Here is a 21469-nt window from a genome sequence, read left to right as displayed (position 1 = left end):
CCGAGCCTTAAGAAATGGGACAGGCACCGGCGAGGCCGGAGCCAGTCCCCTACATTTTTCCTGCTAACGTCGGCATCACTCCGGCGGTTTTGACAGATTGATACTGAAGATCTTGCAGCTTCCTTAAACCAAATCTTGAGATATAGAGAAAGATATATTCTCGGATATACAGCCTCAGATCCCAGCCGGGATTGTGGCTCCGTTCGAACTGTTCAAATACTCGCTCGGCCTCTTCGATGCTCATACCGTTTTTCACGGTGTAATAGTAATCGAGCGCGAGATCCCACTCCGGGTTCTTGTACGCCGTTACGCCCCACTTCTCCGGATGTTTGGCCACCGGATTGTGTCGGCCTAAGTCGAACGTCCCGAACCCCAGCGAATGGACATGATCCTTGTTTTGCTCTAGGAACTGAACCGACTGCCAGGCTTCTTCTTTCGTCTCACCGGGAAAACCAAAGAAGCCCATGCAGTGGTTCCAGATGCCCGCCTCCGCCGTGAGCTTGAGGTGCCTCGTCATCACTTCAGTCGTCGTTGCCTTATCCATCAGCTGCAGCACTCGCTCAACTCCGGATTCGTAGCCGAAGTGGAGATAGCGGCAGCCTGACCCCTTGGCATCCTGCCAAACGGCATCTTCCAACAGACTCTTCTCGAACCGCATATGCGTCGTCCAGAAGATATCCATCTTACTTTCAATCAATCCTCGCGAAAGCTTGCGGAACAAAGCCGGTGGATAGGACTCGTCGGTAAAGTGAAAATGTTTGGCGCCATACTTGTCGCGCAGATAGGTGATGTCGGCGAGAATGTCCTGGATCTTCTTCGACCGATAACCCGCTGTATAGCCCTCACCATGGTCACAGAACTCGCAGCGTCCCCAGTAACAGCCCCGCGTCGCCAGATAGGGGAGAATCCTTGTTGGCACAAAATACTTCTCGAGCGGCAAGCCGTCGAAGTCCGGTGGCGGCAGCGAAGCCATATCCTCCGCATAACTCAGTGGAGAAACATGAATTCCCGTCTCGTCCTTATAGATCGTATTCGGCACGCCGGCCAAACTCTGCTTGGCGCCGATCACCTCGACCAGTTGCACGAAGGCCGTCTCTCCTTCATAGACTACGGCACTGTCAAAATACTGAAAGAGCGGCGATTCGGGCAGCACGTCACGCAGGCGAGTCACCGTATTGCCGCCGATCGTCACGTGAATGTCCGGAAAATGCCGCTTGATGAGGGCACAAAAGGTCATCGTCGAGAACATCTGCTGCTGTAAGACAATCGAGATCCCAACCACGTCCGGCTGCTCAGCTTGGATCACTGGCCTGACCAGATGGTCGAACACATCCCGGTATACGTTGACCTGTTCATTCTCTACGGCATCCATCACTTCGGCCGAGACATACGGCTTGTACGACAGATTCGTTTCCATCGGCGGCATGCAGATCCGCGCCGGGGCATAGACCAGTGAAATGATCGAGGTGACCTCGCGAAAGACTTGAATCGCCCATTCTAATTTATCGATATCATAAAATTTTTCGGTTCTGACGATATCCTTCGCCTCTTCTGCATCCCGAATCAATTTTTCCATCCGGGGACGCGTGACATCACAGAGCGCCAGCTGCACATCCATCTCCCACTCGGCCAAGTCCCGCTTCCTCGCCAGCTTGCGAAGCCGATCCAACTGCTGCGGCACCCGACGCAACACCTTCCTCAGGAAGTCCTCGCTGAAGTACCAGTCCCACATTTCGCAGTTGATGTCTTTTTGGATGACCGTATGGCCGGCCTGGCGGAGAACGGCTGTGAGAGAGGGAAGGCTCAAATAGGGTTCGGAGGGGTACCAGTCCGGTGGGAAGATCAGCATCACCTTCATCTTCCGGCCGCTGGTGGATTCGAATTGTTGGCGATTGAGGAGAATCAGCTCCTTGGAAGCCCGTTCGCCCTTAGAATACTCGATCTTCACGCAGGCCTGACCTCTTCCCTCAAACTGATCAAAACGAACAAGAAAGACGATGAGTTAGCTGAATAAAAAGAATATTGTACGGAGGAGAAAGAAGGATATGCAAGGGGGCGGGAGCGGAGATGCTACCGCATCAACTTGTCATACTCAGCAGGGGCTCCAATCCAAAACCACACAATTCCGTCTGCTGCGTCAACCCCGACAGCTCGATATTGGAGTCCGACTCGCGCAGACCAGAACCGGCCCACTTGTCTCAGATGCAACGACGGATGTTTGAGATTCACTTTGAGGAGTTCGTAGGCACGATCAGCTTGCTCACGGATTGAAGGAGGCAGCGCATTGTAGCAAGTCCAAAGTCGGGTGAGGCGTGGTGAATCAAAGAGTCTTGGTCCGATCGGTAGTATGGGCATGGAGCGCTTTGTCAGCGTACGCATTGAGTTTCCCTGCTTTCACATCAGCCTCAAACTGGCGATCCCAGCCCTCAGCATCAACTGTGGCATACCACCGGCGAAACGCGGCAAGGTCGTCGGGCAATAGCGTTTTAATCTGCTGTTCAATCGCTTCAACTCTGCTCACACCGCCCCCCCTCCTGATAAAGACATAGTACCACTTCTTAGGAAACCCGTCCATCTTCCAACCATCAAACCTGTAGCTAGGGAACGTCTGATTAACCTGAATCCGGCGTGAAAAGTGATGGTTTCACAACTTGAGGTTCTCGATGTGATCCAGGGCATACTTCCAGGCTGCTTCGCGGGAGCCGCTTGCGGGCAGAATCAGACGCGGGCGATTGTCGGTGCGCGAGAGTTGCCCCGGCATCAGCAGGATATGCTGCCGCAGCGTTTGCAAGGTGGCTGTGTGTAGTTCCGCCGGCAAGCAGAGGCGCTTGAACCAGTTGATGAGGTTGTACGCGAAGAGCAATAGATGAAAGTAGGTCTCGTTGGCCAGAAAGTGGCGGGTGGGAATGCTGCCCAGGGCGTAATCTCCCTTGAGCTGCTTGATCAACAATTCGACTCCGGCGCGGTCGTTGTAGAAGCGCCAGAGGTTGAGCGGCTGCAACGGCAGATTTGTGACCAGGACCTGGTAGTGATATCGGCCGAGCTTGAAGAGCGTCAATTGGTCGGTCGGTTCGTCGGGCTGAGGCCGTCGCACCACGACAAAGCGATAGGGCCGAGGCCACCGGAGGGGCTGATAGCGAAACTCGGCGACGTCGATGGTCTGACGGGGACTTACATACCGCAGGTGCGCCAGCTTGCGTTTGATGGGCGTCGTCAAGCGAGCGACGATGACGAAGCGGGCGCGTCGCTCTTCGAGCCACTCGATCAGGGTGTGGTCGTAAAACCCTTTGTCCGCGCGGACGATGACCAGCCGAACCCCGGCAGGAATCTTCGCGAAGCAGGCCGCGAGGAGATCGGGCGTCCCGCTGGCCGTGTGGGTGGCGCCGGGCCGCAATTCGCCGTGCCAGAAATCCTTGCTCCGGCCCTCGAAGCAGAGCAACGGGTGATACGAGGGCCGGCCACGCTTGATCGGGTTGTAGCCGATCGTCGCCTTCTCTTGCTTGCCGTAGAGGACGAGGACGGTCGAGTCGACATCGAAGATCAGCCGCGATGGCTGGTGTGGCCGTCCCGTCATCAGGGCCAGAAACCGATCGTGCAGCCGGCGCAGTCTTGGCAGCGCAGTCGGTGCCGCCCGCAGCAAGAAGCGCCGCACGGTCGTGGGATTGGGATAGCGCTGCAGGCCGGTCAGATATTGGAAGACACCATTGTGTTGGAGGAGTTGCGTCGTCTCGATCCGTCCAAGGCCAAGGATCATCGGATACAACACCGCCAAGACCATCTCCCCAACGGTGTAGCGCGTGTTGCGATGGCAGACCCGGAGCTTCTCGGCGAAGGCGTGTTTCGGTCCAATCCGCGTGAAGAAGCGGTGCAGGAGATAGACACCGCCGTAATGCGTCAGGGTTGGCGAACCGAACGTAATCTGCACATTTCGCGGACCCTTTGCCATCGCACTGAACCCTACTTAAAAAGTAGGCTTCAGTGCAACCACCAGACGGCCAGACAAACCCGTCGGCACGCGGACCAGACGGCAATCTCAGGTGTTGTTCCCGCATGATTCAGGATTAATTCATGTTTGTATGAAGAACTCTGTTTCTGAGTGATTGCATACGAGCACTCAGGTGGGAATCTGCTCGTTCGGGAGTGCTTTTCTTGGGGGTCGCCCGCCGTCGGGCCGCTCGTAACCCCGTTCGCCCCCCTCGCTAGGCTCTCGCCAGGAGGCGCCGCCGCACCACATACAGATTCGCCAAGCCGCAGCTGATCTGGAGCCAGTGGGTGTTCTTCGCTAGCCCCCGGTACCGGACTTTGGCCCACCCAACGATCCGCTTGATCACCAAGCACGCATGTTCGACTTTCGCCCGCACTTTCGACTTTGTGCGGTTGCGAGCCCGCTCCTCCTCACTCAGCGGCCGATGGCGAGGCGCTTTCGCCTGCAGGAAACTCTTGGCCTTGGGCGCATGCTGCCGGATCACGTCGCGTTGCCCGCTATAGGCGGCATCGCTCCACACCCGGGTCTCCTGGCCATGCAGCCACTCCGGGAACACCTGGCTGTCAGGCACATTGGCGGCGGTCGCCGCGACCGAATGAATCAGTTTCGTCTGGCTGTCCACACCGATATGGGCCTTCATGCCGACAGACCACTGATTGCCCTTCTTGGTCTGATGCATCTCGGGATCCCGCGCCTTGGTCCGATTCTTCGTCGAACTGGGCACACTAATGATGGTCGCATCCACGATGGTTCCTCGGCTCACCTGCAGCCCCTGCTTCGTCAGATACTCCCCGATCCGTGCAAAGAGCTGCTGGCCCAACTGGTGGGTTTCCAAGAGATGCCGAAACTTGCAAATCGTCGTCTCATCGGGCACGGGTTCGCGGCCGAGATCAATCCCCACAAACTGCCGCATGGCGCGCGAGTCGTACAGCGCCTCTTCCACGGCCGGATCCGACAGGTTGAACCACTGTTGCAAACAATGGGGACGCAGCATGCGTTCGATCCCGACCGGCGGACGTCCGGGGCCTTCGGCCTTGGGGTAGACCGGCTCGATCACAGCCATCAGTTCCCCCCACGGCACCACGCGGTTCATTTCGTCGAGGAACCGCTCGCGGCGGGTGGATTTGCGATACTGCTCGAAGGTGACTTCCGCAAAGGTCTGTTGGTGCATGGGTGCGCCGCCCGTTCAGTGCTGTGCTACCCGTAGCACATTCAGGGAGAAGAATAAATCAGACCTTCCTGAAGTGTTAGTTCTGCCAGCTTGGGCACTCCGGGGATTTCACCACTGGTAAGATCGTGATACAGATCGCGAAGGTGGGCTTGCAGATCTTCTAAAGACTCTCCTTGCGTCCAGTAATCAGGGTACTCTTGCAGATAGCCGAGCCACTTCCCCTCATCTTACCAAAAAGATATATTTGGTCTATTCCATGGTGAGTATTATAGCCAGGTTCTAAATACCTGAAAAGCGGAGAAGGTGATCATGAATGGGATGTGGACCTAAAAATGAGAACAGCCTACAATACCTCCGCTTTGGGCAATGTAACGGGCAAAGATGCATGGTATCGGTCTAACTCCGAGGAGAACCGTTCTCGATACGTCGGACGCGAGGAGTTACGCGACGCCGTCATAGCGATCGTCAATCGATTGGTGCAGGAGGCTAGCATGGCACTCATTCACGAGCAATTAACCGCAGGACGATGGCACACTCTCTCGCTCGTCGAGCAACTGGCCAATGTCGGCAGCGATGTTACACGCGCCGCCCATTGGTGGGGAAAGGACCAGCAACGCTGCGAGAAGGCCTTCGATCGTACTCTAGAATTATTGGATTTGACGATCGCGGGTGAGCGGTGGAAAGGCCAGCGGAAAGAACTGACACGCGCACGAGAGCTGCTCTGCGATGCGATGTTCGGAGGGAACGCCGACGGCAGCGATTCAGCTGCTCTCGACCGTTATTTCTTTCACTTCGCCATGGCGGCTCGAGTTGGACAGTGAGAGGCTAGATGGGGAATGCAAATGGCAAGACCAGACCCTAAATTTGTGGTGTGTCATTGTTCTTTATCATGGAGCAGTAGGTGCTCGCAGTCCGTTGAACAGCATGTGGACCGATTCACGGGAGAAGTGTTGTGCGGAACGGCCTAAACCTAGGGAAGGTCTGATTAATTCCTGATTGTAATCAGTTGGTACTCAAAACACGGGGAATTGAGTTAATTATTTGTTGGAACCTTGAACAAATCAGACCTTCCCTAGTTATACGGAGCAACAGATCGTTATTGTGAGGTGCACGATGCGGATTGGACTTCTAGCTGTCCTGCTCTTCTCGGTTGGAATCGCGGGGGGTGCGTGCACTGACGCGCTGGGGCAGAGCGTTGTGCCGGTCACCGTTGAGCGCTCGGTGCAACACACGATTGAGTCGGCGTACGTTGACGACACCTTCGTCATCCAGGTTCGACTGCCGATATCGTATGCCACCACCGAGAAAAAGTACCAAGTGCTGTACGTGCTCGATGGCGACAAGTGCTTCGGCCTGGCGGCAGATACGGCGGAATGGCTTGCTTGGGCGAAGGAGGCTCCCGATCTCATCGTCGTCGGCATCGGGTATGGCCCAGGTCGCGACTGGTGGGAGAAGAGGAGCCGCGACTTCACGCCGACGCAAGACGTGACAAGGCTCTGGGGAGAATGGCCACAGGCAGGTGGAGCGGTCAAATTCGAGGAGTTCCTGTACAGAGAGCTCTTTCCGCTCATCGAGAGCCGCTACCGGGCCTTGGCTGATGATCGCGCGGTGGCTGGCCTCTCGTTCGGTGGGCTTTTCGGTACAGTCAGCCTCTTTACCCGTCCAGCCTTGTTCCACCGGTACATCCTGATCGGGCCGCCTCTTGTCTGGGACAACAGACGTATTTGGCAGTACGAGGCCGACTATCGTGCCAAGTCCAGCGCACTCACTGCAACCGTATTCACCGCGGTGGGGAATCAGGAGGACCCCACGATCCTCGAACCATGGGCGGAGTTCAACCGGCTCATAGAGTCGCGCCGCTACGACGGCCTCCGTTGGATCACGCGGACATACCCTGAGGAGAGTCACATCTCAGTCTTGCCAGGTGCACTCTCTGGGGGAATTAGGCGTGTTTACAAGTGATAGACCACATAACGCGCACTTACACACGATGGCGCCCGCAGACAATCCATGCCGCTGCGGCTGAAGTGCACGTTAGCCTCGGCGATGGAATAGAAAACAGGGACGTTCTGAATATTATCCTGAAGTCCGCAGTTGAAATACGATTAGGGGGAAGCCCTGAGCCTCCAGGGTGACGGTTGGACGGCGAGTACAACGGCATACAGGGTACGAGCCGAGGCGTGATCCGCGTCGTCGGTCTCGCTGAGATTCCAGTCCAACTGCGTCGCAATCGGCAACCCCACGGAAAGTGTCCGCAGGCGCTGGCGGAACTCGGGATGTGCTAGGCTCGAAAAAGTGGACGCCTTCACCCTATGATCTGAGGTCTGGAGGTGGGGGATGGAACAAGTACCACAACAGCAGTAGACGAAGGAGTTCCGGGAGCAAGCGGTGCAGCGGGTCCTGGAACAGAAGTTGACGATTCCGGAGGCAGCCAGACGCCTCACCCTGTCGGGTAAGACTCTTGAGCGCTGGGTGTGTCAAGCCCGACAGGGCCAGCTCGCAACGCTGGGGGAGTGCCGACGGCCCGTGACGGATCTGGAAGCGGAGCGGTCCCGACTCAAACGCGATCTCGCTGCAGCGCGGATGGAGCGTGACATCCAAAAGAGCCACCGCGTACGTTGCCAAGGCGCCGCGGCCCGGTACGCGCTCATGAGCACGCTGTGTCCCCAGTATCCGTTGCGTCTGTTGTGCCGGGTTGTCAAGGGTCATCCAAATTGCCCCAGTTATGGTCATCGAAAATTCCCCACCCCGTTAGGTTGTCGTTGACGCTTCTTCGACCCGCACAAGTCCGGCTTTGAGTTTCTCCTTCAGCCGGTAGGAATGGCCCCGGATGTTGATGGTGATCGCGTGGTGGAGCACCCGATCCAGGATCGCAGTCGCCAGCACCCGGTCGCCAAACACCTCGCCCCAAGCCCCGAAACTCTGGTTACTGGTCAAAATCATCGGCCCCTTCTCATAGCGGCGTGAGATGAGCTGAAAGAACAAGTTGGCCCCGGTGCGGTCAATGGGCAGATAGCCGATCTCATCAATGATCAGCAACCGGGGAATGGTATAGAGCTTCAGCTTGTCCTCCAGCCGATTCTCCGTGAGCGCCCGAGTCAGCGTAGCGATCATGGCGGCGGCTGTCGTGAACAACACCCGATAGCCCTGGGCAATGGCTTGCAGCCCTAGCCCGATGGCCAGGTGGCTTTTGCCCACACCGGGCGGCCCCAAGATCACGACATTCTCGCCGTGCTCGATGAAGTGGCAGGTCGCCACCTGCTGAATCTGCTTCTTATCCAACGAAGGCTGGTAGCTGAAGTCGAAGACCTCCAGACTCTTGACGAATGGAAATCGCGCCAAACTCGTCCGCATCGCAATGTTCTTCGCGGTCTTGGACGCGACTTCTTCGCCGAGCACCTGGTCGAGGAAGTCGGCATAGGGCAGCTCCTTGACGGCCGCTTCTTGTAAGAGGGCCTCCAGCCGCTCCCGACTCTTCAAGAGCCGTAGGCGCGTGAGTTGGTCACGGAGCCGTTCCAGTTGCGCCGCGTTCATGGCCGCCCCTCCTGCGACGCCGTGCGCTCACACACCGCCTCGTACCAGGCCAGATCCCGCACTTCGACCTCCGGCAAGGCATCGGGGCGAGGGGACCGATCGCTCACCGTGGACCGACGGTGGCGGGCGAGACGCGCACTGGCTCCAGGGCCGTGCTCGGGCTGGATTCGGAATTGGTGCTGGCCCGGGAGCACCGGGTGCGTCGCGATCTCTTGGTCACGGTGAAAGATGTGGACCGTGTCCCCCCGTCGTTGCACTTCAACCCGCTGACCAATGAGCCGGAAGGGCACGGAGTAGCGGTTCGTCGCCAGGCTGACCAAATAGTCCTCGGCCACGATCCGTGAGACGCGCGCCTCCTGCTGGAAGGCGCGCTGGTCCGCCAGCGGGACCAGGTGGTTGCGTTCTCGCGCAAACCGGACGAGTGGCTCCTCATGCGTCGTGCCATGGATGCGGCGGTCGGCAATTGTCGCGGTCCATTCGTCAAGTTGGGTTTGAAAGTCCACCAGATCGACAAACGTTCGTCCCGGCAGAAAGTTCCGTTTCAGATATTTCACGCCGGATTCGACCTTACCCTTGGTCTGGGCCCGATAGGGCCGACACACGCGCGGCTCAAAGCCCCAATAGTCGGCGAAGGCTTTGAAGGTGGGATTCCAGAGCCGCCGCCCCGTCTCATCCGCATAACAGACGGTTCGCGGTCGGTCATACAGATGCTCTCGCGTGTGGCCACCGAAATGCGCAAAAGCCCGTTCATGGGCCTCGAGAAACTGCGCCAGCCGCTCATCGGCACAGGCGTAATAGAACCCACGTCGGCTGAACCCCAACGTCAACACGAACACGTGCACCACCGTCGGGCCGGCGCGGAAGGGCACGGTGGCTTGGCCCCAATCAATCTGACTCTGCTGGCCCGGCGGTGTCTCAAAGCGGAGGAGGGCCCGCTCCGCCTGCAGCTGACCCTCACGCAGCGGCGCCACCCCTCGCTTCACCGTCTCATAACTGCCGATGTACTCGTGGCTCGCTCGCAGTTCCTGATAGAGAATCCGCGCCGAATAATTAACCTGCGACGCACGGGTCCGCACAAAGTCGGCATGGGCGGTCAGCAGCGTCTCCGTCATCGCCGCTCGGCGATAGGGTTGCCACGTCGTCTGCTGCAGACTGCGCCGCACGGTCTTCCGATCCAGGTCCAACCGCCGCGCAATCCCTGAAATGGATCCCCGCTCTTCATGACGCAACCGTCGAATCTCCGCCCACCGCTCTTGATCCACCATACATACCTCCCGAGTGTGGTCTACCTGGGACGGTATGATCGTTGTCTCCTTGCTATCGTCAAGTTCCATCACATCCCTCCTTCGGTGAGAGGGTGGGGAGAATTCATTGACCACATCTGGGGATTATTGCATGACCGCTGACACCGGGTCCGTGACGGGTCCCGAAGCGGGTACTCTGCCTGGCGTACCCGCCGCCCCTCGACGCGCGCTCAGGGGAACGCGCGGCTGGACGTGGCGATCCAGGCCGCGCAGGTGCGTACCCGCCAGACGTATGGCCCGGAACGGCTGCACGGCGAACTGCGTGAGGACGGCTTGCCAGCTGGGATCGGCCGCATTAAGCGGCTGCGGAAGAAACTAGGCCTGCGCTGTCCACAGGTGCGCCGGTTCACGACCACCACGGATTCGACGCATGCGCTGCCGGTAGCGGCAAACGTGTTGGCTCAGACCTTCGCCGCCAGGCGACCGATGAGGCTTGGGGCACCGATATTACCTCTGTGCCGACCGTGGAAGGCTGGCTGTATCTCGCTGGCATCAAGGACCTGTTCCCCTGCGAGGTCGTCGGCCATGCGATGGGGGCCCGGATGACGACGGAGTGAGTGATCCAGGCACTGAGAGCGGCGGTATGGGCGAAGCGCCCGCGCCCGGGACTGATCCACCACTCCGATCGTGGTTCGCAGTATTGTGCCCAGGACTCTCAAGATCAGGTCCGCCAGTGTGGCATGACCGCGTCCATGAGTCGGAGGGGCAACTGCTAGGACAACGCCCCGATGGAGAGTTTCTGGGGGACGCTCAAAAATGAGCCGGTGCATCAGCGTCGCGACGAGACCCGTGAGCAGACTCGGCGCGAGATCTCGGAGTACATCGAGATCTTCTATCACCGGCAGCGGCGGCAGTCTCGACTCGGGAATCGCTCGCCCGCTGCGTTTGCCCAGCAGTGGGCCCGTCAACAGCCAACGGCGTGAGGCTGCAACTCATGGCGTCCACTATTGACAACCGGGGTCTCTATTGTCCGCCCTGCTGCTTTTTCTTCATCATTTCGCCGAACTGCTTCATGACCTCTTTCATATCCGGTTCCTCTCCGCCTTCGCCGGAAGGCTCCCTCGCACCGCCCTGACCGGCCTTTCGCTTCTTCATTTCCTCCATCATCTTGGAGAAGTCTTCGCCTCCCTGCCCCTTCTGCCCCCGCATCGCCTTCATCCGCTCCTGCATGGCCGACATATCTTGCCTCACCCAATCGGCAGGAAAAGCAAACAGGGCGTTGTCCAGGCTCTTCTTGTCGATGCTCGTCACTTCCGTGCGGGAAGATTCCTTGCCCACGTCGTCATAGTGAATGCTCCGGAGTCCGAATCCTCCCTCCTCCACAAGCCGCTTGACCCAACTCGGCTGTGAAGACCGGCGCATCTCCTTCGGATCGATCCAGAACGTGGCCGCCTTGCCGAATCCTTTCGCCACGCAGACGTCGCTCTTCAGCCGATTCTCCTCCTTGTCCGTGATCCGCCAGATTTCACAGGAATAGCCGGCGATCTTGTCGGTCTTTCCCGTGCGCTCGACCGTCTGTTTTTCAAAGGCATCTGTGACATATTCGCCTCGTTCACCGTCCATGCTGATTTCCATATAGCGCTTCTGCCCCGGCATCGCCACCTGCATCGTCCTGGTCCGGGCATCGAAGATCATCACATGCGTTTGTCCGTCACCGCGGGATGACTCCACTCGCGCCTTGTCGCCCTTGAGATACCAATCCATCGTACTCGGAGGGCTGAGATATCGATCCGTCGAACTCTGAGCGCCGGTTCCCGCATGTTTGATGGTCATATGGAGAATGCCTTCAAAGTCTCCGGCCTGAACCGAGAGGGGGGAGAGGCTCAGTGCGAAGCTACAGACGGCGACCGGCCAACGGTTCTGCATGGTGTACGCTCCTGGTTAGGGTAAAAGACCGCGATGCCCCAGTGCAGTGTAGCCGAAGGCCACCGCCGACACCAGCAGGAGCCCCCCGGAACAGGGATTCGAACCCCATCCAATCACCGACAGGACGCTCACACGTTCTGTGATACGATCTTCAGCCCATGGACAGTTAGGGTTGGATCTTGAATCGTGCGTGACTCAGGAATAAGGGTCCAGCCTTACCTCGACAGATGGCAGACCCTCCGCCCTTTATTTCTCACCTGTCATAGACGCGCCCGTTTTGAAAAAGTAGAATGTCCGTCATGGATCTAAAGGTAGAGGATCAGCGGTCAGCGCCCCGAGTTGGTGTGCAGTTTCGCGCCATGTTGTCAGGCTCCGCACAGCCCGAAGGAACGGGCCTCATCCTCGATCTCTCAGGGGGCGGGTGCCGGCTGGAAAGCCCGCTCCTCATGTCGCCTGGCCTCTCGCTAGAACTGCGCATCGCTGTGCCAGGCTTGGACTGGGCGTTGATGATTGATGGGGCTGATGTGCAGTGGGTGAATGAGGAAACCGCAGGGCTGACTTTTGTTCGGATCAGAGAGACTGAACAGCAGCGACTCGACGACGTGATGGCAACTCTGCTTGCGAGGAAGCCTGAGGACCGCGACGAAGAACAGGTCGAGGTCGTGCCGTTTGAGTTCCAAGGACTGGAATCGGTGCTTTCAAAAGACCCTGAACTCGCCATCAGCAAGGGGCTGGCGTGGTTCGCGCAAGACCGCGCAGAATTTCGCTTTCGAGGAGGGAGCCTGCTCGGCAGAGCGTTTCCCACATGTACACCCGAGTTCGCTGCCGCGCTCGCCGCGTTGGTCAAAGCCGGCGGCGACAGGGAGGCAGATTTCTCTCTGGCGATTCTCCAGAATTACCTTGGTTCGACCTCCACCGACGGTATCTTGAAAGAGATTGTGTCGCGATTTCCGCATGACGATCGCAAAATGGACGAAGTCCGGATCAACATCAATAGCACCGGCGTGGTCTCCGGTGAATTCGGGCTTGCGGAAGCATGGCGGGTCAAGAAGGAGTCGTTGACGCGATGGCTGACAGACGAACGACAACCGATCAAAGCGTTCGCCGAGCAGCACATGGCAGAGCTCGACCGAATGATCGTGTCAGAGCAACGCCGTGTGGAGGCCGAAAGGGAGATGCGAGAGAAGAGCCGACATGAGGAAGAGTCAGGCCACGATCATGGCTACAGGGCGAAACCCTTCTGAATAGCAGCAATAGACCGTAAAGGGGTCGAATAGACTGAACCTCCACAGGGGAGCCAGGTCAACGCAGCGACACTATGAGGGGAGAATAGGCAGATGAAGACAACGATGTATGTGACCATGTTGCTCTGTTGCGCGACGATCGTTTCGGCAAGTCATGCAGAGGAAATTGGGCATGTCGACACGGAATTCCAATGGTTGGGTCCGGATCACAAAATTGTGGTTGAAGCGTTTGACGACCCAAAGATTGAAGGCATCACCTGTTACCTAAGTCGATCAAAAAAAGGCGGCTTCAAAGGCATGGTCGGATTGGCAGAGGAAACCTCAGATGCCTCACTTGCCTGTCGCCAAGTCGGTCCTATTCGCGTTGTGGGTGAGCCGAAGGAAGGGGAAAAGGTATTCAGTGAGAGTCGATCCCTGATTTTTAAGAAGTTACAAGTTGTACGATTTTTCGACAAAAAACGCCAGACCTACATTTATCTCGCCTATAGCGATCGAGTGATCGAGGGGTCGCCACAAAATGCCATCTCCACCGTGCCGATCCAATCCTGGTCAAATCGATAAGGGCCTGGAGACACTTTGGCCGACACGCGCAGCAGACGCCACACCCGCCGGCCTCATTTCTACCAGAAGCACAAAGGGGCTGGGGATCTCTTCTTGACACAGTTCCGCACCGTTCCTCCCCTCGCCGTCTCGATTACCTTTCACACCGCTCCCATTTGTTATAATCCTGCTCTGTGGAACGACGAGATTGCTTCAGCTCGGCCATCACGCTCACGTGTCTTCTCTCCGTTCTACTCCTTCTGGAAGGATGCTTGTCTACACCACCTCCCTCCGGCGTCCACTTTCCGATCACCAACGGCTCCCATACGCTCTTGCCAAGTGAGGAGCAGCGCATCCTCATCTGGGGGGATCCTCTCCTGACCAGCGTGGCTGACGAATGGCTCCGGTCTCATCACTATTCACACACCCTGATACCCCCTCCGCGGTCTCACACTTCATCGGATCGTCAGGGAGCGTTTGCGGTCGCGGCAGAGGCGAATGCCGCGTTTGTGCTCATGCTGGAGCAGGAAGCACTGAAGGAAGGGGCATTGATCCGGGCGAACTGCGGCGCACTCTTCAACATCAATGTCCATGTGCGAGGCCTTTCAGTGGAACGCCAAGAAGCTGTCCTGCGGGGCAACGCCTATTACCCACAGTGCGTTGGAGACAACGACAAAACCGTTCAGAACCTGACCTGCCAAGCCCTCGCCACAGCCTGGGGCTTCCGTCCATCAGGGCAGCTGGAGATTCCCTCACACCTGGCATGCACAGCCGGCCAGGCCACACCGAATCACTAGAGAGGTCGTGTCAATAGGTGTGTGAATGGAATCAGACAGCGACGGAAGACAACAACCGGGTCGGGAGACTTTTCGTGGCAACGATCCCTCGTCCCAGAACACATCTTAAACAATTACTCCCCACCCGTTTCACTCGCGCAACGTTGGACCTCATGTATGAAAAAGGACGAGGCATCCGGAAAGACGTCGTTCGCGCGCGTATGTGGTACACCGTCGCCGCTATGTTGACTGGCTATGAGGAGAAGACAGCTCTGAGGCGTCGAGACCTCTGACCTCACAAATGACCACTGCGCAGATCGAGAAGGCCAGGAGATGGCGCGGCGCTGTCAGCAGTCACAGTTTAAAGGGTGCGACTAGGAGATCAGTACGCCCAGCGAACAGCCCTTGCACCTTCCTTTTCACTCTTTGCTAGAATGCGTTATCCGGCGAGGGATCTATGCTCCAGATTACCGGTATCGGTCTTTCTTTCTGTGTCCTCCTGCTCAGCCTTGCGTCCTGTGGAACCCCTAGTTACCAGATCAGTCAACCACGGGGATATGGCGAGATGCCGCCTGGGGAAAGTTGGGTAGCCATCGATGGTGCGTACCAATCCCCTTCGCGGGAAATGGTGTACTATGATCCCAAGACGATTCGCCGAGGTGGAGATCTCGTGACACTATGGCAATTGACAGACTATAAGTGGATGCAAGGGAATGCGTCGTCTGGGACGTTCATGATGAGCCCTCACCGATTTTTCTCGACGAAAACGCACAAGAAGTTTGATTGCGTACGCAACAAGGTTCGGCTATTGGCCTCTTCGGAATTCTCTCAACATATGGGCACCGGAACTCAAAATGCGGTATTGGTCGAACAAGGCGATGGGAAACCCGTGGAACCAGGCAGTATCAACCAGGCGCTATGGGAAGTGGCCTGTGGGATGATTAAACGCCCAAGTTGAGCCCGCCCCTACTCGTTCCCAACTCACATGTTCAATACCCTAGAACTGAAAGTGCCCCCGCTTGCGCTCGTATTCTTGTTCGGGGCGCTGATGTGGCTCGTCTCTGCCTATTCTATGTTCACCATCGTACTGCCATGGCGTCCGGCGTTCGCCCTTGTTTTTTACACCGGAGGATCAGCGATCGTACTGGCTGGCGTCTTGACGTTTCGCCGGATGAAAACCACCGTCAATCCACTCACTCCGGAAGCAACCACGACGATGGTCACCTCGGGCATCTACCGCTTCACCCGTAACCCGATGTACCTGGGCTTCCTCTCGATTCTTGCCGGCTGGGCGATTGATCTCTCTCACCTACTGGCCTTCGTAATCCTCCCGCTTTTCGTGTGGTACATGAACCGTTTTCAAATCCTACCCGAGGAACGGGCCTTAGCCTCCAAATTCCCAGAGGCATTTACAACGTACAAACGTTCAGTCCGCCGATGGTTATGATTGTTCAATCCTCAGGCTTCCTGCGAACGATCGCGCCTGAAAAAAGGAGAGCTCGCTGAACCTGTAATCCCCAGATCCATAGCCTGGAGCTCTAGCCCACATTATTCATGAACGCTTCTACTGCAATCGCCGATACGCCGCTGCAACAAGTCGTCATGAGTAATGAGGGCTAGAGGCCGATGGTTTCGATCTGTCGAACTTCCTCCGACAGCAGGGTGAATTGATCCGATTGCAGGTCTTCTTTCATATGCTGAGGATTCGTGGTGCCGGTCAGAGGCAGCATGCCGATTTGCATGGCAAAGCGGAAAATGAGCTGGGCCAGGGTAATCTCATATCGCGCTGCCATGGCTCGTATCGCAGGATCGACGAACAGGTCGCGATTCGCAGTCAGAAGCGAGAATCCTTGATAAATGATATGATGCGTCCGGCAAATCTCCCGAACCTCCTTGTCCCATCCGAAGGCCGCATAGCAGCGATTCTGCACCACCATCGGCTTATGTCTTGCCTTCATGCAGAGCAAGGTCAGCTGATCGGCCGTGACGTTGCTGACCCCGATCACCTTCGTCTTGCCGGCCTCGTAGAGAGACTCGATCGCAGACCAGACCTCCCAATCCTCCGCTCCTAAGCCGCGCCGTGAATAGGGTCCATGCAACACATAGGAGTCGAGATAGTCCGTATGAAGATGTTCGAGAGAACTGGTGAACGATTGCTGCACCTGCGTGGTAATGCTCGCTCGTGCGTCGTATGGAAGGCGATGATCTTGACCGTTGATGGGTGTGAACTTCGTTTGAAGAAACAGCTTGTTGCGGGTGAGGCCTTGCTTCGACAGCTGTAGCAGTGCCTCCCCGACCCCCGCTTCATCGTAATGGACGAGTTGATTGGCCGTATCGATCGCAGTGAATCCGGCTTCCACAGCTTGCAGCACCAGCCCGGTCGTAGCCTCTTTCTTCCAGGCCGTGCCGTACATAAAAGAGGGAATGGAAAGGCGATTGTATGTGGTCAGTGGCATCAGAGCATCTCCCATGAATTCCTATACCATACACAGGGCATGCTGATGGTCTCAACGTGAGAATAGCTGACACCCATGCATCCTCAAGCTCCGCCTCTATACCGACCTGATCCAAGTGGATCAACCGGCTAAGGCCATCTCCGAGGATTGCACAACGCGGCTCTCACCTAAACCCGAACATTTCTACTGTGGGAGAAACAGGACATTTCTAAATTGGGTTGACATGTCAGGTCCGAGCGTTGACTTCCTTCCTCGATGGGAATAGGCTGATGGCTGTTCCATGTGCCGGATGTGGTCGGCTGATCGTTCCACGAGGAGGGGTACAATGGAACCGCTGAGTCCGCCAATTCACAGTGGCCCGCCGATGTGACAGCGGGCTTCTGGTCGGTCGGTTGTCACGCGATCTTCAAGAATCATCACGATAGTCTTCCGATCAGGAGTCTGATCACAACCCACGAGACGAGCCTCTTCTACCACAACCGGTCGTCGTGCCTCCGAAGCACCTGACGCAGAATCCTTTCAAGAAAGAAGGGAGAAAGTGCGGCGAGAAACAGAGACCTTCGTCACCCTGAGAAATGGTGAACAGCATGGCTACGATACCCAAACCAGATGCATTGCCCTCGGCAGAACAGCAGGCCCACACGACCGGAACGTTCCCCAAGAAAATCCTCGTGGCCGTGGATGATTCGGATCAATCGCTTCATGCGATGCATTACGTGGGCTCGTTGCTCCGCGACACCCACGATGTGCACGTGACGCTGCTTCACGTGCTGAAACCGATGCCTCGTGAGTTGATGGAGCACGGCGGCTCCGAGAATCCGAAGGTCGAGGACAGTCTGGGTACGCAGTTACGCAAAGAGCAGGAGGAGTGGGTACGGATGGAGGGAGCTGTCGAATATCCCATCCTGCTCAAAGCGCTGGAACGACTGGGGCAGACCGGGTTCCCAATCGATCGCGTCACGCTCAAGTTCGGACATGAGCGTGATATTGCCGACACGATTATCGACGAGGCAAAATCCGGGGCCTATGGCACCATCGTCGTCGCACGTCATGAAACGACGGGCACCAAGCGACTCTTTAGTAGCAGCATCACCGATCGGTTATTGCGGGATTTGTCCGGAACGGCAATCTGGGTGTTGGGATAAATCGAACAGAGTAGCGGAAAAAGCCGTCCGGCCCCGCGTGGGAGGTCGCCATGAATTGCACACATTGTGATGCCGCGCTCCCGCTGAAAGCTCGGTTCTGTCCTTTCTGTGGCACCAAGGTGAAGGCGTCTGACGAGATGAGATTCGAGAAAGCCGTTTCAGGAAAGCTCGATCAAGCGAGCGAGCCTAGCGGACAGGTGGCTGTTTTATCTCCGGACGACAAGGAGCTGAGGGCAAGACTCATTGACTGCTATCTCAATTTTTCTATGTCCAAGGAGCTCTCCGAGTGGCTGCAAGATCTCGGACTTCCTCCAACCGGTACGATGCGGGAAAAGCTCGCTCGGTTACACAGCATGCCGACTCGCTGGTGCTTCCAGCCGAGAGTTTTCCCAGACAGACCATTTATTATCTGAACAGGTATGACGAAGATATCCTCTCGGAGATCTGCCAGGTCCTTGGAATCGACGGCGTTGGGCCGAAAGATGTCCTGATCCCTCGGATCTATCGCGAAGTGGGTCTCCGCGAAGGCTGGCTTCAGCCCCTCTCCCAGGATGCTCGGCTGGTCATCACGGAAACCTTCATCCCCATCCTCAAGAGCTTTGATCAGAGGAAAGACTACTACCTCGACCTGTGGAGGGAATTATCCGATGTGCTCGGTGATGACACTCACCCTAGGCCTGCTCGTAACGCCTATGGGACTGCCGTTATGTCGGTGTTGATCCCAGGTTTATTTCAAGAGGGCCAGTTAGACTCGCTTTGGAACGAAGTCAAGGAAAGAGCCTCGAAACACTCCTTACAACACAGGATGTCCACTACGACCTCATGATAAGGACAGATCGGCTCGTTCATGAGCTGATGTACAGCTTGGAAGACCTGCAATAGCAGGCTGTTTAGAAAAACCAACTTGACTGGTCAGACTGCCCTCCCAAAGAGGACTTCGCGACGGATTTCGATAGAGGCAGACAACTCCTGGGGGTCGGGTCTTGTACTGTGCATCACCGCACAGGCGAAACCAGCCGACCGCCGCACCCGAGAGTACAAGCGGGACAGGTCTTGTACCATCCATGGCGGTTACATCGTGAATCTTTATAGCCAAGCCCTTAATCAGTGATAGGCTTTCACGATATCGTCGATGGTTGCATGTTCCTGATACTCTCGATGTTTCTTGATGGCCGCGAAGTCATGCTCGATGGGGTTGAGGTCGGGCTGCTTGCCCAACCAATCCACTGCCGGCCGCGATCGGAGTGACATCGATGGCGACCACTTCGGCGCGGTTGAGCACCCCTGCGTGACGTAACGCTCGTGTGAGCCAGCTGGAGCTGATCGCATCCGGCGTCGACGGAATTGGGAGAGTACCGTCTGTCTCTGTTGTCACAACGACGGATCATACCACACCCCTCCGCAATTAACCTATCGTGAAATGTGCCTAAGGACATCCAGGAGCCTTGCGCCGAAAACCCGATATGGACAACCCGCGCCTCGTCCTCCAGCAAACCGTCACTGCCGCGCTACTCTTTTTCCTTATGCCGGACAGGCTGTGGAGCTGCGTAGTTCGGGATCTGTCGGCCGCATACGAAGGAAGAAGGCGCGTCTACTCGGACTTGGGTCTAGTGTTTCGACCAAGAAACCAGACCTCCACTTACCACACTGTCCAAAAGTCCGGTGGTTCCCTTTGCGATTTCTGGCTTTCACAGTTCCATCGACCGCATTCATCCGCAGCAAGGGCTATTCTCAGTCCATTTGCTGCTCAGGCCCTAGTTTGATACAGTCCATTTCTCATGCCGAACTCGGTTCCTACCTTTACGTTTGTCGACGTGCCCGGTGGCATGCCCCTCCTGGGCCACCTGGGTACGTTCAAGAAGCGTCCCTTGGAGACGATGTCGACGTGGTGGCACCGGCACGGCGATGCGCTGCGCTTTCGGCTCGGTCCGAAAACTCTCCACCTCTTCAGTCATCCTGATCTCGCCGAAGAAATTCTGGTCCAGCAAGCCGACCGTTTCGCGAAAGTGTACGACCCTCGGCGGCCGGCCGGACTCGCACTGGTCCTGGGCAATGGATTGGTGACTAGTTCAGGGGAGATCTGGAAACGCCATCGTCGCATCATCCAACCGATCTTCCATCGCTCTCGTATGGCGGCGATGGCCGATCGGATGGTCCAGGTGGGCGAGCAGCGGATTGCCGACTGGGGAGACCACGAAGGAGAGTCGCTCGATATCGCAGCCGAAATGAGGCAGTTGGCGCTCGAAGTGATCTCGCAAACTATGTTCACCACCAGCACGGCGCAACACATCGATCAGATCAATCATGCACTGCGTGTGAGCCTGAAGTATGCATTCGACTCGTTTCAGAATCCATTGCGACTACCCGGCTGGGTGCCGACTCCACGTAACCGTGAATTTCGCTCCGTCATGCAGTTCATGGATGGACTGATCTATGGATTACTGGCCGAGCGGCGTCAAAGCGGGGTGCAGCATGGCGATCTCCTCGATCTGCTGCTCCAAGCCCGCGATGAAGAGACCGGTGTCGGACTGACCGATCAGGAGTTGCGCGACGAGGCCTTGACGATCTTTGCAGCTGGACACGGGACGACTGCGAACGCGCTCGCCTGGACGTGGTACCTCCTCGCAACCCATCCGGAGGCGAAGGCACGATTTCACGAAGAGGTGGATAGGGTTCTCCACGGAAAAGCGCCAAACGTCGATGATCTTCAGCACCTCCCCTATACTCGAGCCATATTCAACGAATCACTCCGGCTGTATCCGTCCGCACCAGTCCTCCAGCGCAAGGCGGCAACCAGCACCACTGTCCATGGATTACCGCTACATGCCGGCGCACTCATCATGATGAGTACATACAATCTGCATAGACACCCAGCCTTTTGGCCGGACCCCGAACAATTTCTGCCGGAGCGATGGCTGGACGGCGAGCGACCGGCTGCTCGTTATGCCTATCTCCCCTTTGGCGCAGGACCGCGCGCCTGCGTGGGACTTCATTTCGCATCGGTTGAAGGGCCGCTCCTGCTGGCCTTGATCGGTCGCCGCTATAATCTGCAACTGGATCAAAAGACTGTCGAGCCTGAATTCTTCGTGACCTTGCGACCGAAAGGTGGCATCCGCATGGTGCTCCAACCGCGGCAGGCGCCGGTTGTATCGGTCGCCTAGCGGGCTGCGGGAAAACTCTCTGTTCATCGCGACAACGCCCGCCAGGACATCTCCTTAGATGACAAGGACCGACAGCGGTTTCTCGATGTGCGACGCACGTCGTATCTCGGTTTCATCTACGGTTGCTCCCCTTGTACCTCTGGAGCTCTGCCGGTCTGTCGTGTTCAACCTGGTGCGGGCCCAGGCAGCGCCGCACAGCGGCTACCATCTTGCCGAATGGTCCTCCGGTTTCTTGGAAAGCCTTACCCCATGATATGCCGATTGACTCGTTTCCCCACGGAAAGGTA

20 protein-coding genes and 2 pseudogenes are annotated in these 21469 nt (G+C 57.2%); 12 read left to right on the top strand and 10 right to left on the bottom strand.

Translation table 11 applies throughout. The annotated features are described in order from the left end of the window. Positions 1-49: 49 nt before the first annotated feature. The 5 genes from P0119_14395 to P0119_14375 form a co-directional block, all read right to left on the bottom strand. Positions 50-1948, bottom strand: a complete 1899-nt coding sequence (locus P0119_14395; protein MDF0667248.1) for a cobalamin-dependent protein — start codon at positions 1946-1948, stop codon at positions 50-52. 122 nt (positions 1949-2070) lie between these two features. Next, positions 2071-2355, bottom strand: a complete 285-nt coding sequence (locus P0119_14390) for a hypothetical protein (protein ID MDF0667247.1) — start codon at positions 2353-2355, stop codon at positions 2071-2073. Further along, a complete protein-coding gene (locus tag P0119_14385; GenBank protein ID MDF0667246.1) occupies positions 2321-2521 on the bottom strand; it encodes a hypothetical protein in 201 nt (66 codons plus the stop codon). Before P0119_14385 ends, P0119_14390 begins: the two co-directional genes overlap by 35 nt. A 123-nt stretch (positions 2522-2644) precedes the next feature. Continuing rightward, positions 2645-3946 (bottom strand): IS1380 family transposase, encoded by a 1302-nt coding sequence (locus P0119_14380; protein MDF0667245.1) that lies wholly within the window; start codon positions 3944-3946, stop codon positions 2645-2647. 253 nt (positions 3947-4199) lie between these two features. After that, the gene (locus P0119_14375; protein MDF0667244.1) at positions 4200-5156 is read right to left on the bottom strand and encodes an IS5 family transposase; all 957 of its coding nucleotides are present in this window, start codon (positions 5154-5156) and stop codon (positions 4200-4202) included. A gap of 491 nt (positions 5157-5647) precedes the next feature. Between P0119_14375 and P0119_14370 the strand changes: the two genes are divergently transcribed. The 3 genes and pseudogenes from P0119_14370 (at position 5648) to P0119_14360 (ending at position 7922) form a co-directional block, all read left to right on the top strand. Further along, complete coding sequence (locus P0119_14370) at positions 5648-5977, top strand: hypothetical protein (GenBank protein ID MDF0667243.1); 330 nt, start codon at positions 5648-5650, stop codon at positions 5975-5977. Positions 5978-6269: 292 nt separating this feature from the next. Continuing rightward, complete coding sequence (locus P0119_14365; protein MDF0667242.1) at positions 6270-7118, top strand: alpha/beta hydrolase-fold protein; 849 nt, start codon at positions 6270-6272, stop codon at positions 7116-7118. A gap of 417 nt (positions 7119-7535) precedes the next feature. Then, positions 7536-7922 (top strand): annotated as a pseudogene (locus P0119_14360) (transposase). On the opposite strand, the gene istB reads toward P0119_14360, so the two are convergent. Continuing rightward, positions 7908-8690, bottom strand: coding sequence for an IS21-like element helper ATPase IstB (gene istB, locus P0119_14355; GenBank protein MDF0667241.1), 783 nt, complete (start codon positions 8688-8690; stop codon positions 7908-7910). The pseudogene P0119_14360 and the gene istB overlap by 15 nt on opposite strands. Beyond that, entirely contained in the window at positions 8687-9955 is a 1269-nt protein-coding gene (gene istA / locus P0119_14350) for an IS21 family transposase (GenBank protein MDF0667240.1), read from the bottom strand. Before istA ends, istB begins: the two co-directional genes overlap by 4 nt. 144 nt (positions 9956-10099) lie before the next feature. Here istA and P0119_14345 point away from each other — a divergent pair. After that, positions 10100-10917 (top strand): annotated as a pseudogene (locus tag P0119_14345) (IS3 family transposase). Between the two features lie 40 nt (positions 10918-10957). Here the strand turns inward: P0119_14345 and P0119_14340 are convergent. After that, positions 10958-11860, bottom strand: coding sequence for a DUF4412 domain-containing protein (locus tag P0119_14340; GenBank protein MDF0667239.1), 903 nt, complete (start codon positions 11858-11860; stop codon positions 10958-10960). A gap of 299 nt (positions 11861-12159) precedes the next feature. Between P0119_14340 and P0119_14335 the strand changes: the two genes are divergently transcribed. The 5 genes from P0119_14335 to P0119_14315 all read left to right on the top strand — a co-directional run bounded on the left by P0119_14335 (position 12160) and on the right by P0119_14315 (position 15867). Then, the gene (locus P0119_14335; GenBank protein ID MDF0667238.1) at positions 12160-13104 is read left to right on the top strand and encodes a PilZ domain-containing protein; all 945 of its coding nucleotides are present in this window, start codon (positions 12160-12162) and stop codon (positions 13102-13104) included. A gap of 93 nt (positions 13105-13197) precedes the next feature. Further along, positions 13198-13665, top strand: coding sequence for a CreA family protein (locus P0119_14330; GenBank protein ID MDF0667237.1), 468 nt, complete (start codon positions 13198-13200; stop codon positions 13663-13665). A 251-nt stretch (positions 13666-13916) separates the two neighbouring features. Next, positions 13917-14441 carry a hypothetical protein gene (locus P0119_14325; protein ID MDF0667236.1) on the top strand — a complete coding sequence of 175 codons (525 nt, stop codon included), beginning with the start codon at positions 13917-13919 and terminating at the stop codon, positions 14439-14441. Between the two features lie 436 nt (positions 14442-14877). Further along, positions 14878-15378 carry a hypothetical protein gene (locus P0119_14320; protein ID MDF0667235.1) on the top strand — a complete coding sequence of 167 codons (501 nt, stop codon included), beginning with the start codon at positions 14878-14880 and terminating at the stop codon, positions 15376-15378. Positions 15379-15405: 27 nt separating this feature from the next. Then, positions 15406-15867, top strand: a complete 462-nt coding sequence (locus tag P0119_14315; protein MDF0667234.1) for an isoprenylcysteine carboxylmethyltransferase family protein — start codon at positions 15406-15408, stop codon at positions 15865-15867. Positions 15868-16036: 169 nt separating this feature from the next. On the opposite strand, the gene P0119_14310 is transcribed toward P0119_14315, so the two are convergent. Next, complete coding sequence (locus P0119_14310) at positions 16037-16876, bottom strand: aldo/keto reductase (protein ID MDF0667233.1); 840 nt, start codon at positions 16874-16876, stop codon at positions 16037-16039. Between the two features lie 587 nt (positions 16877-17463). Here P0119_14310 and P0119_14305 point away from each other — a divergent pair. Both P0119_14305 and P0119_14300 read left to right on the top strand, forming a co-directional pair. Continuing rightward, positions 17464-18021 (top strand): universal stress protein, encoded by a 558-nt coding sequence (locus P0119_14305; GenBank protein ID MDF0667232.1) that lies wholly within the window; start codon positions 17464-17466, stop codon positions 18019-18021. Positions 18022-18307: 286 nt separating this feature from the next. Continuing rightward, positions 18308-18847 carry a hypothetical protein gene (locus P0119_14300; GenBank protein MDF0667231.1) on the top strand — a complete coding sequence of 180 codons (540 nt, stop codon included), beginning with the start codon at positions 18308-18310 and terminating at the stop codon, positions 18845-18847. A 278-nt stretch (positions 18848-19125) separates the two neighbouring features. Here P0119_14300 and P0119_14295 read toward each other — a convergent pair whose 3' ends face one another. After that, a complete protein-coding gene (locus P0119_14295) occupies positions 19126-19272 on the bottom strand; it encodes a hypothetical protein (protein MDF0667230.1) in 147 nt (48 codons plus the stop codon). A 527-nt stretch (positions 19273-19799) separates the two neighbouring features. On the opposite strand from P0119_14295, the gene P0119_14290 reads away from it, so the two are divergent. Then, entirely contained in the window at positions 19800-21182 is a 1383-nt protein-coding gene (locus P0119_14290) for a cytochrome P450 (GenBank protein MDF0667229.1), read from the top strand. The last annotated feature ends 287 nt before the right edge of the window (positions 21183-21469 follow it).

The organism is Nitrospira sp., from assembly GCA_029194665.1.
GTDB lineage: Bacteria > Nitrospirota > Nitrospiria > Nitrospirales > Nitrospiraceae > Nitrospira_D.
Note: the sequence above shows the minus strand (reverse complement) of the source record. Positions and strands in the feature narration are given on the sequence as shown.

Coding starts and splice junctions, on each gene's coding strand:
- P0119_14390 (MDF0667247.1), bottom strand. CDS start 2,355: ATGCCCATACTACCGATCGGACCAAGACTCTTTGATTCACCACGCCTC.
- P0119_14380 (MDF0667245.1), bottom strand. CDS start 3,946: ATGGCAAAGGGTCCGCGAAATGTGCAGATTACGTTCGGTTCGCCAACC.
- P0119_14375 (MDF0667244.1), bottom strand. CDS start 5,156: ATGCACCAACAGACCTTTGCGGAAGTCACCTTCGAGCAGTATCGCAAA.
- P0119_14370 (MDF0667243.1), top strand. CDS start 5,648: ATGGCACTCATTCACGAGCAATTAACCGCAGGACGATGGCACACTCTC.
- P0119_14365 (MDF0667242.1), top strand. CDS start 6,270: ATGCGGATTGGACTTCTAGCTGTCCTGCTCTTCTCGGTTGGAATCGCG.
- istB (MDF0667241.1), bottom strand. CDS start 8,690: ATGAACGCGGCGCAACTGGAACGGCTCCGTGACCAACTCACGCGCCTA.
- istA (MDF0667240.1), bottom strand. CDS start 9,955: ATGGTGGATCAAGAGCGGTGGGCGGAGATTCGACGGTTGCGTCATGAA.
- P0119_14340 (MDF0667239.1), bottom strand. CDS start 11,860: ATGCAGAACCGTTGGCCGGTCGCCGTCTGTAGCTTCGCACTGAGCCTC.
- P0119_14335 (MDF0667238.1), top strand. CDS start 12,160: ATGGATCTAAAGGTAGAGGATCAGCGGTCAGCGCCCCGAGTTGGTGTG.
- P0119_14330 (MDF0667237.1), top strand. CDS start 13,198: ATGAAGACAACGATGTATGTGACCATGTTGCTCTGTTGCGCGACGATC.
- P0119_14320 (MDF0667235.1), top strand. CDS start 14,878: ATGCTCCAGATTACCGGTATCGGTCTTTCTTTCTGTGTCCTCCTGCTC.
- P0119_14315 (MDF0667234.1), top strand. CDS start 15,406: ATGTTCAATACCCTAGAACTGAAAGTGCCCCCGCTTGCGCTCGTATTC.
- P0119_14310 (MDF0667233.1), bottom strand. CDS start 16,876: ATGCCACTGACCACATACAATCGCCTTTCCATTCCCTCTTTTATGTAC.
- P0119_14305 (MDF0667232.1), top strand. CDS start 17,464: ATGGCTACGATACCCAAACCAGATGCATTGCCCTCGGCAGAACAGCAG.
- P0119_14295 (MDF0667230.1), bottom strand. CDS start 19,272: ATGTCACTCCGATCGCGGCCGGCAGTGGATTGGTTGGGCAAGCAGCCC.
- P0119_14290 (MDF0667229.1), top strand. CDS start 19,800: ATGCCGAACTCGGTTCCTACCTTTACGTTTGTCGACGTGCCCGGTGGC.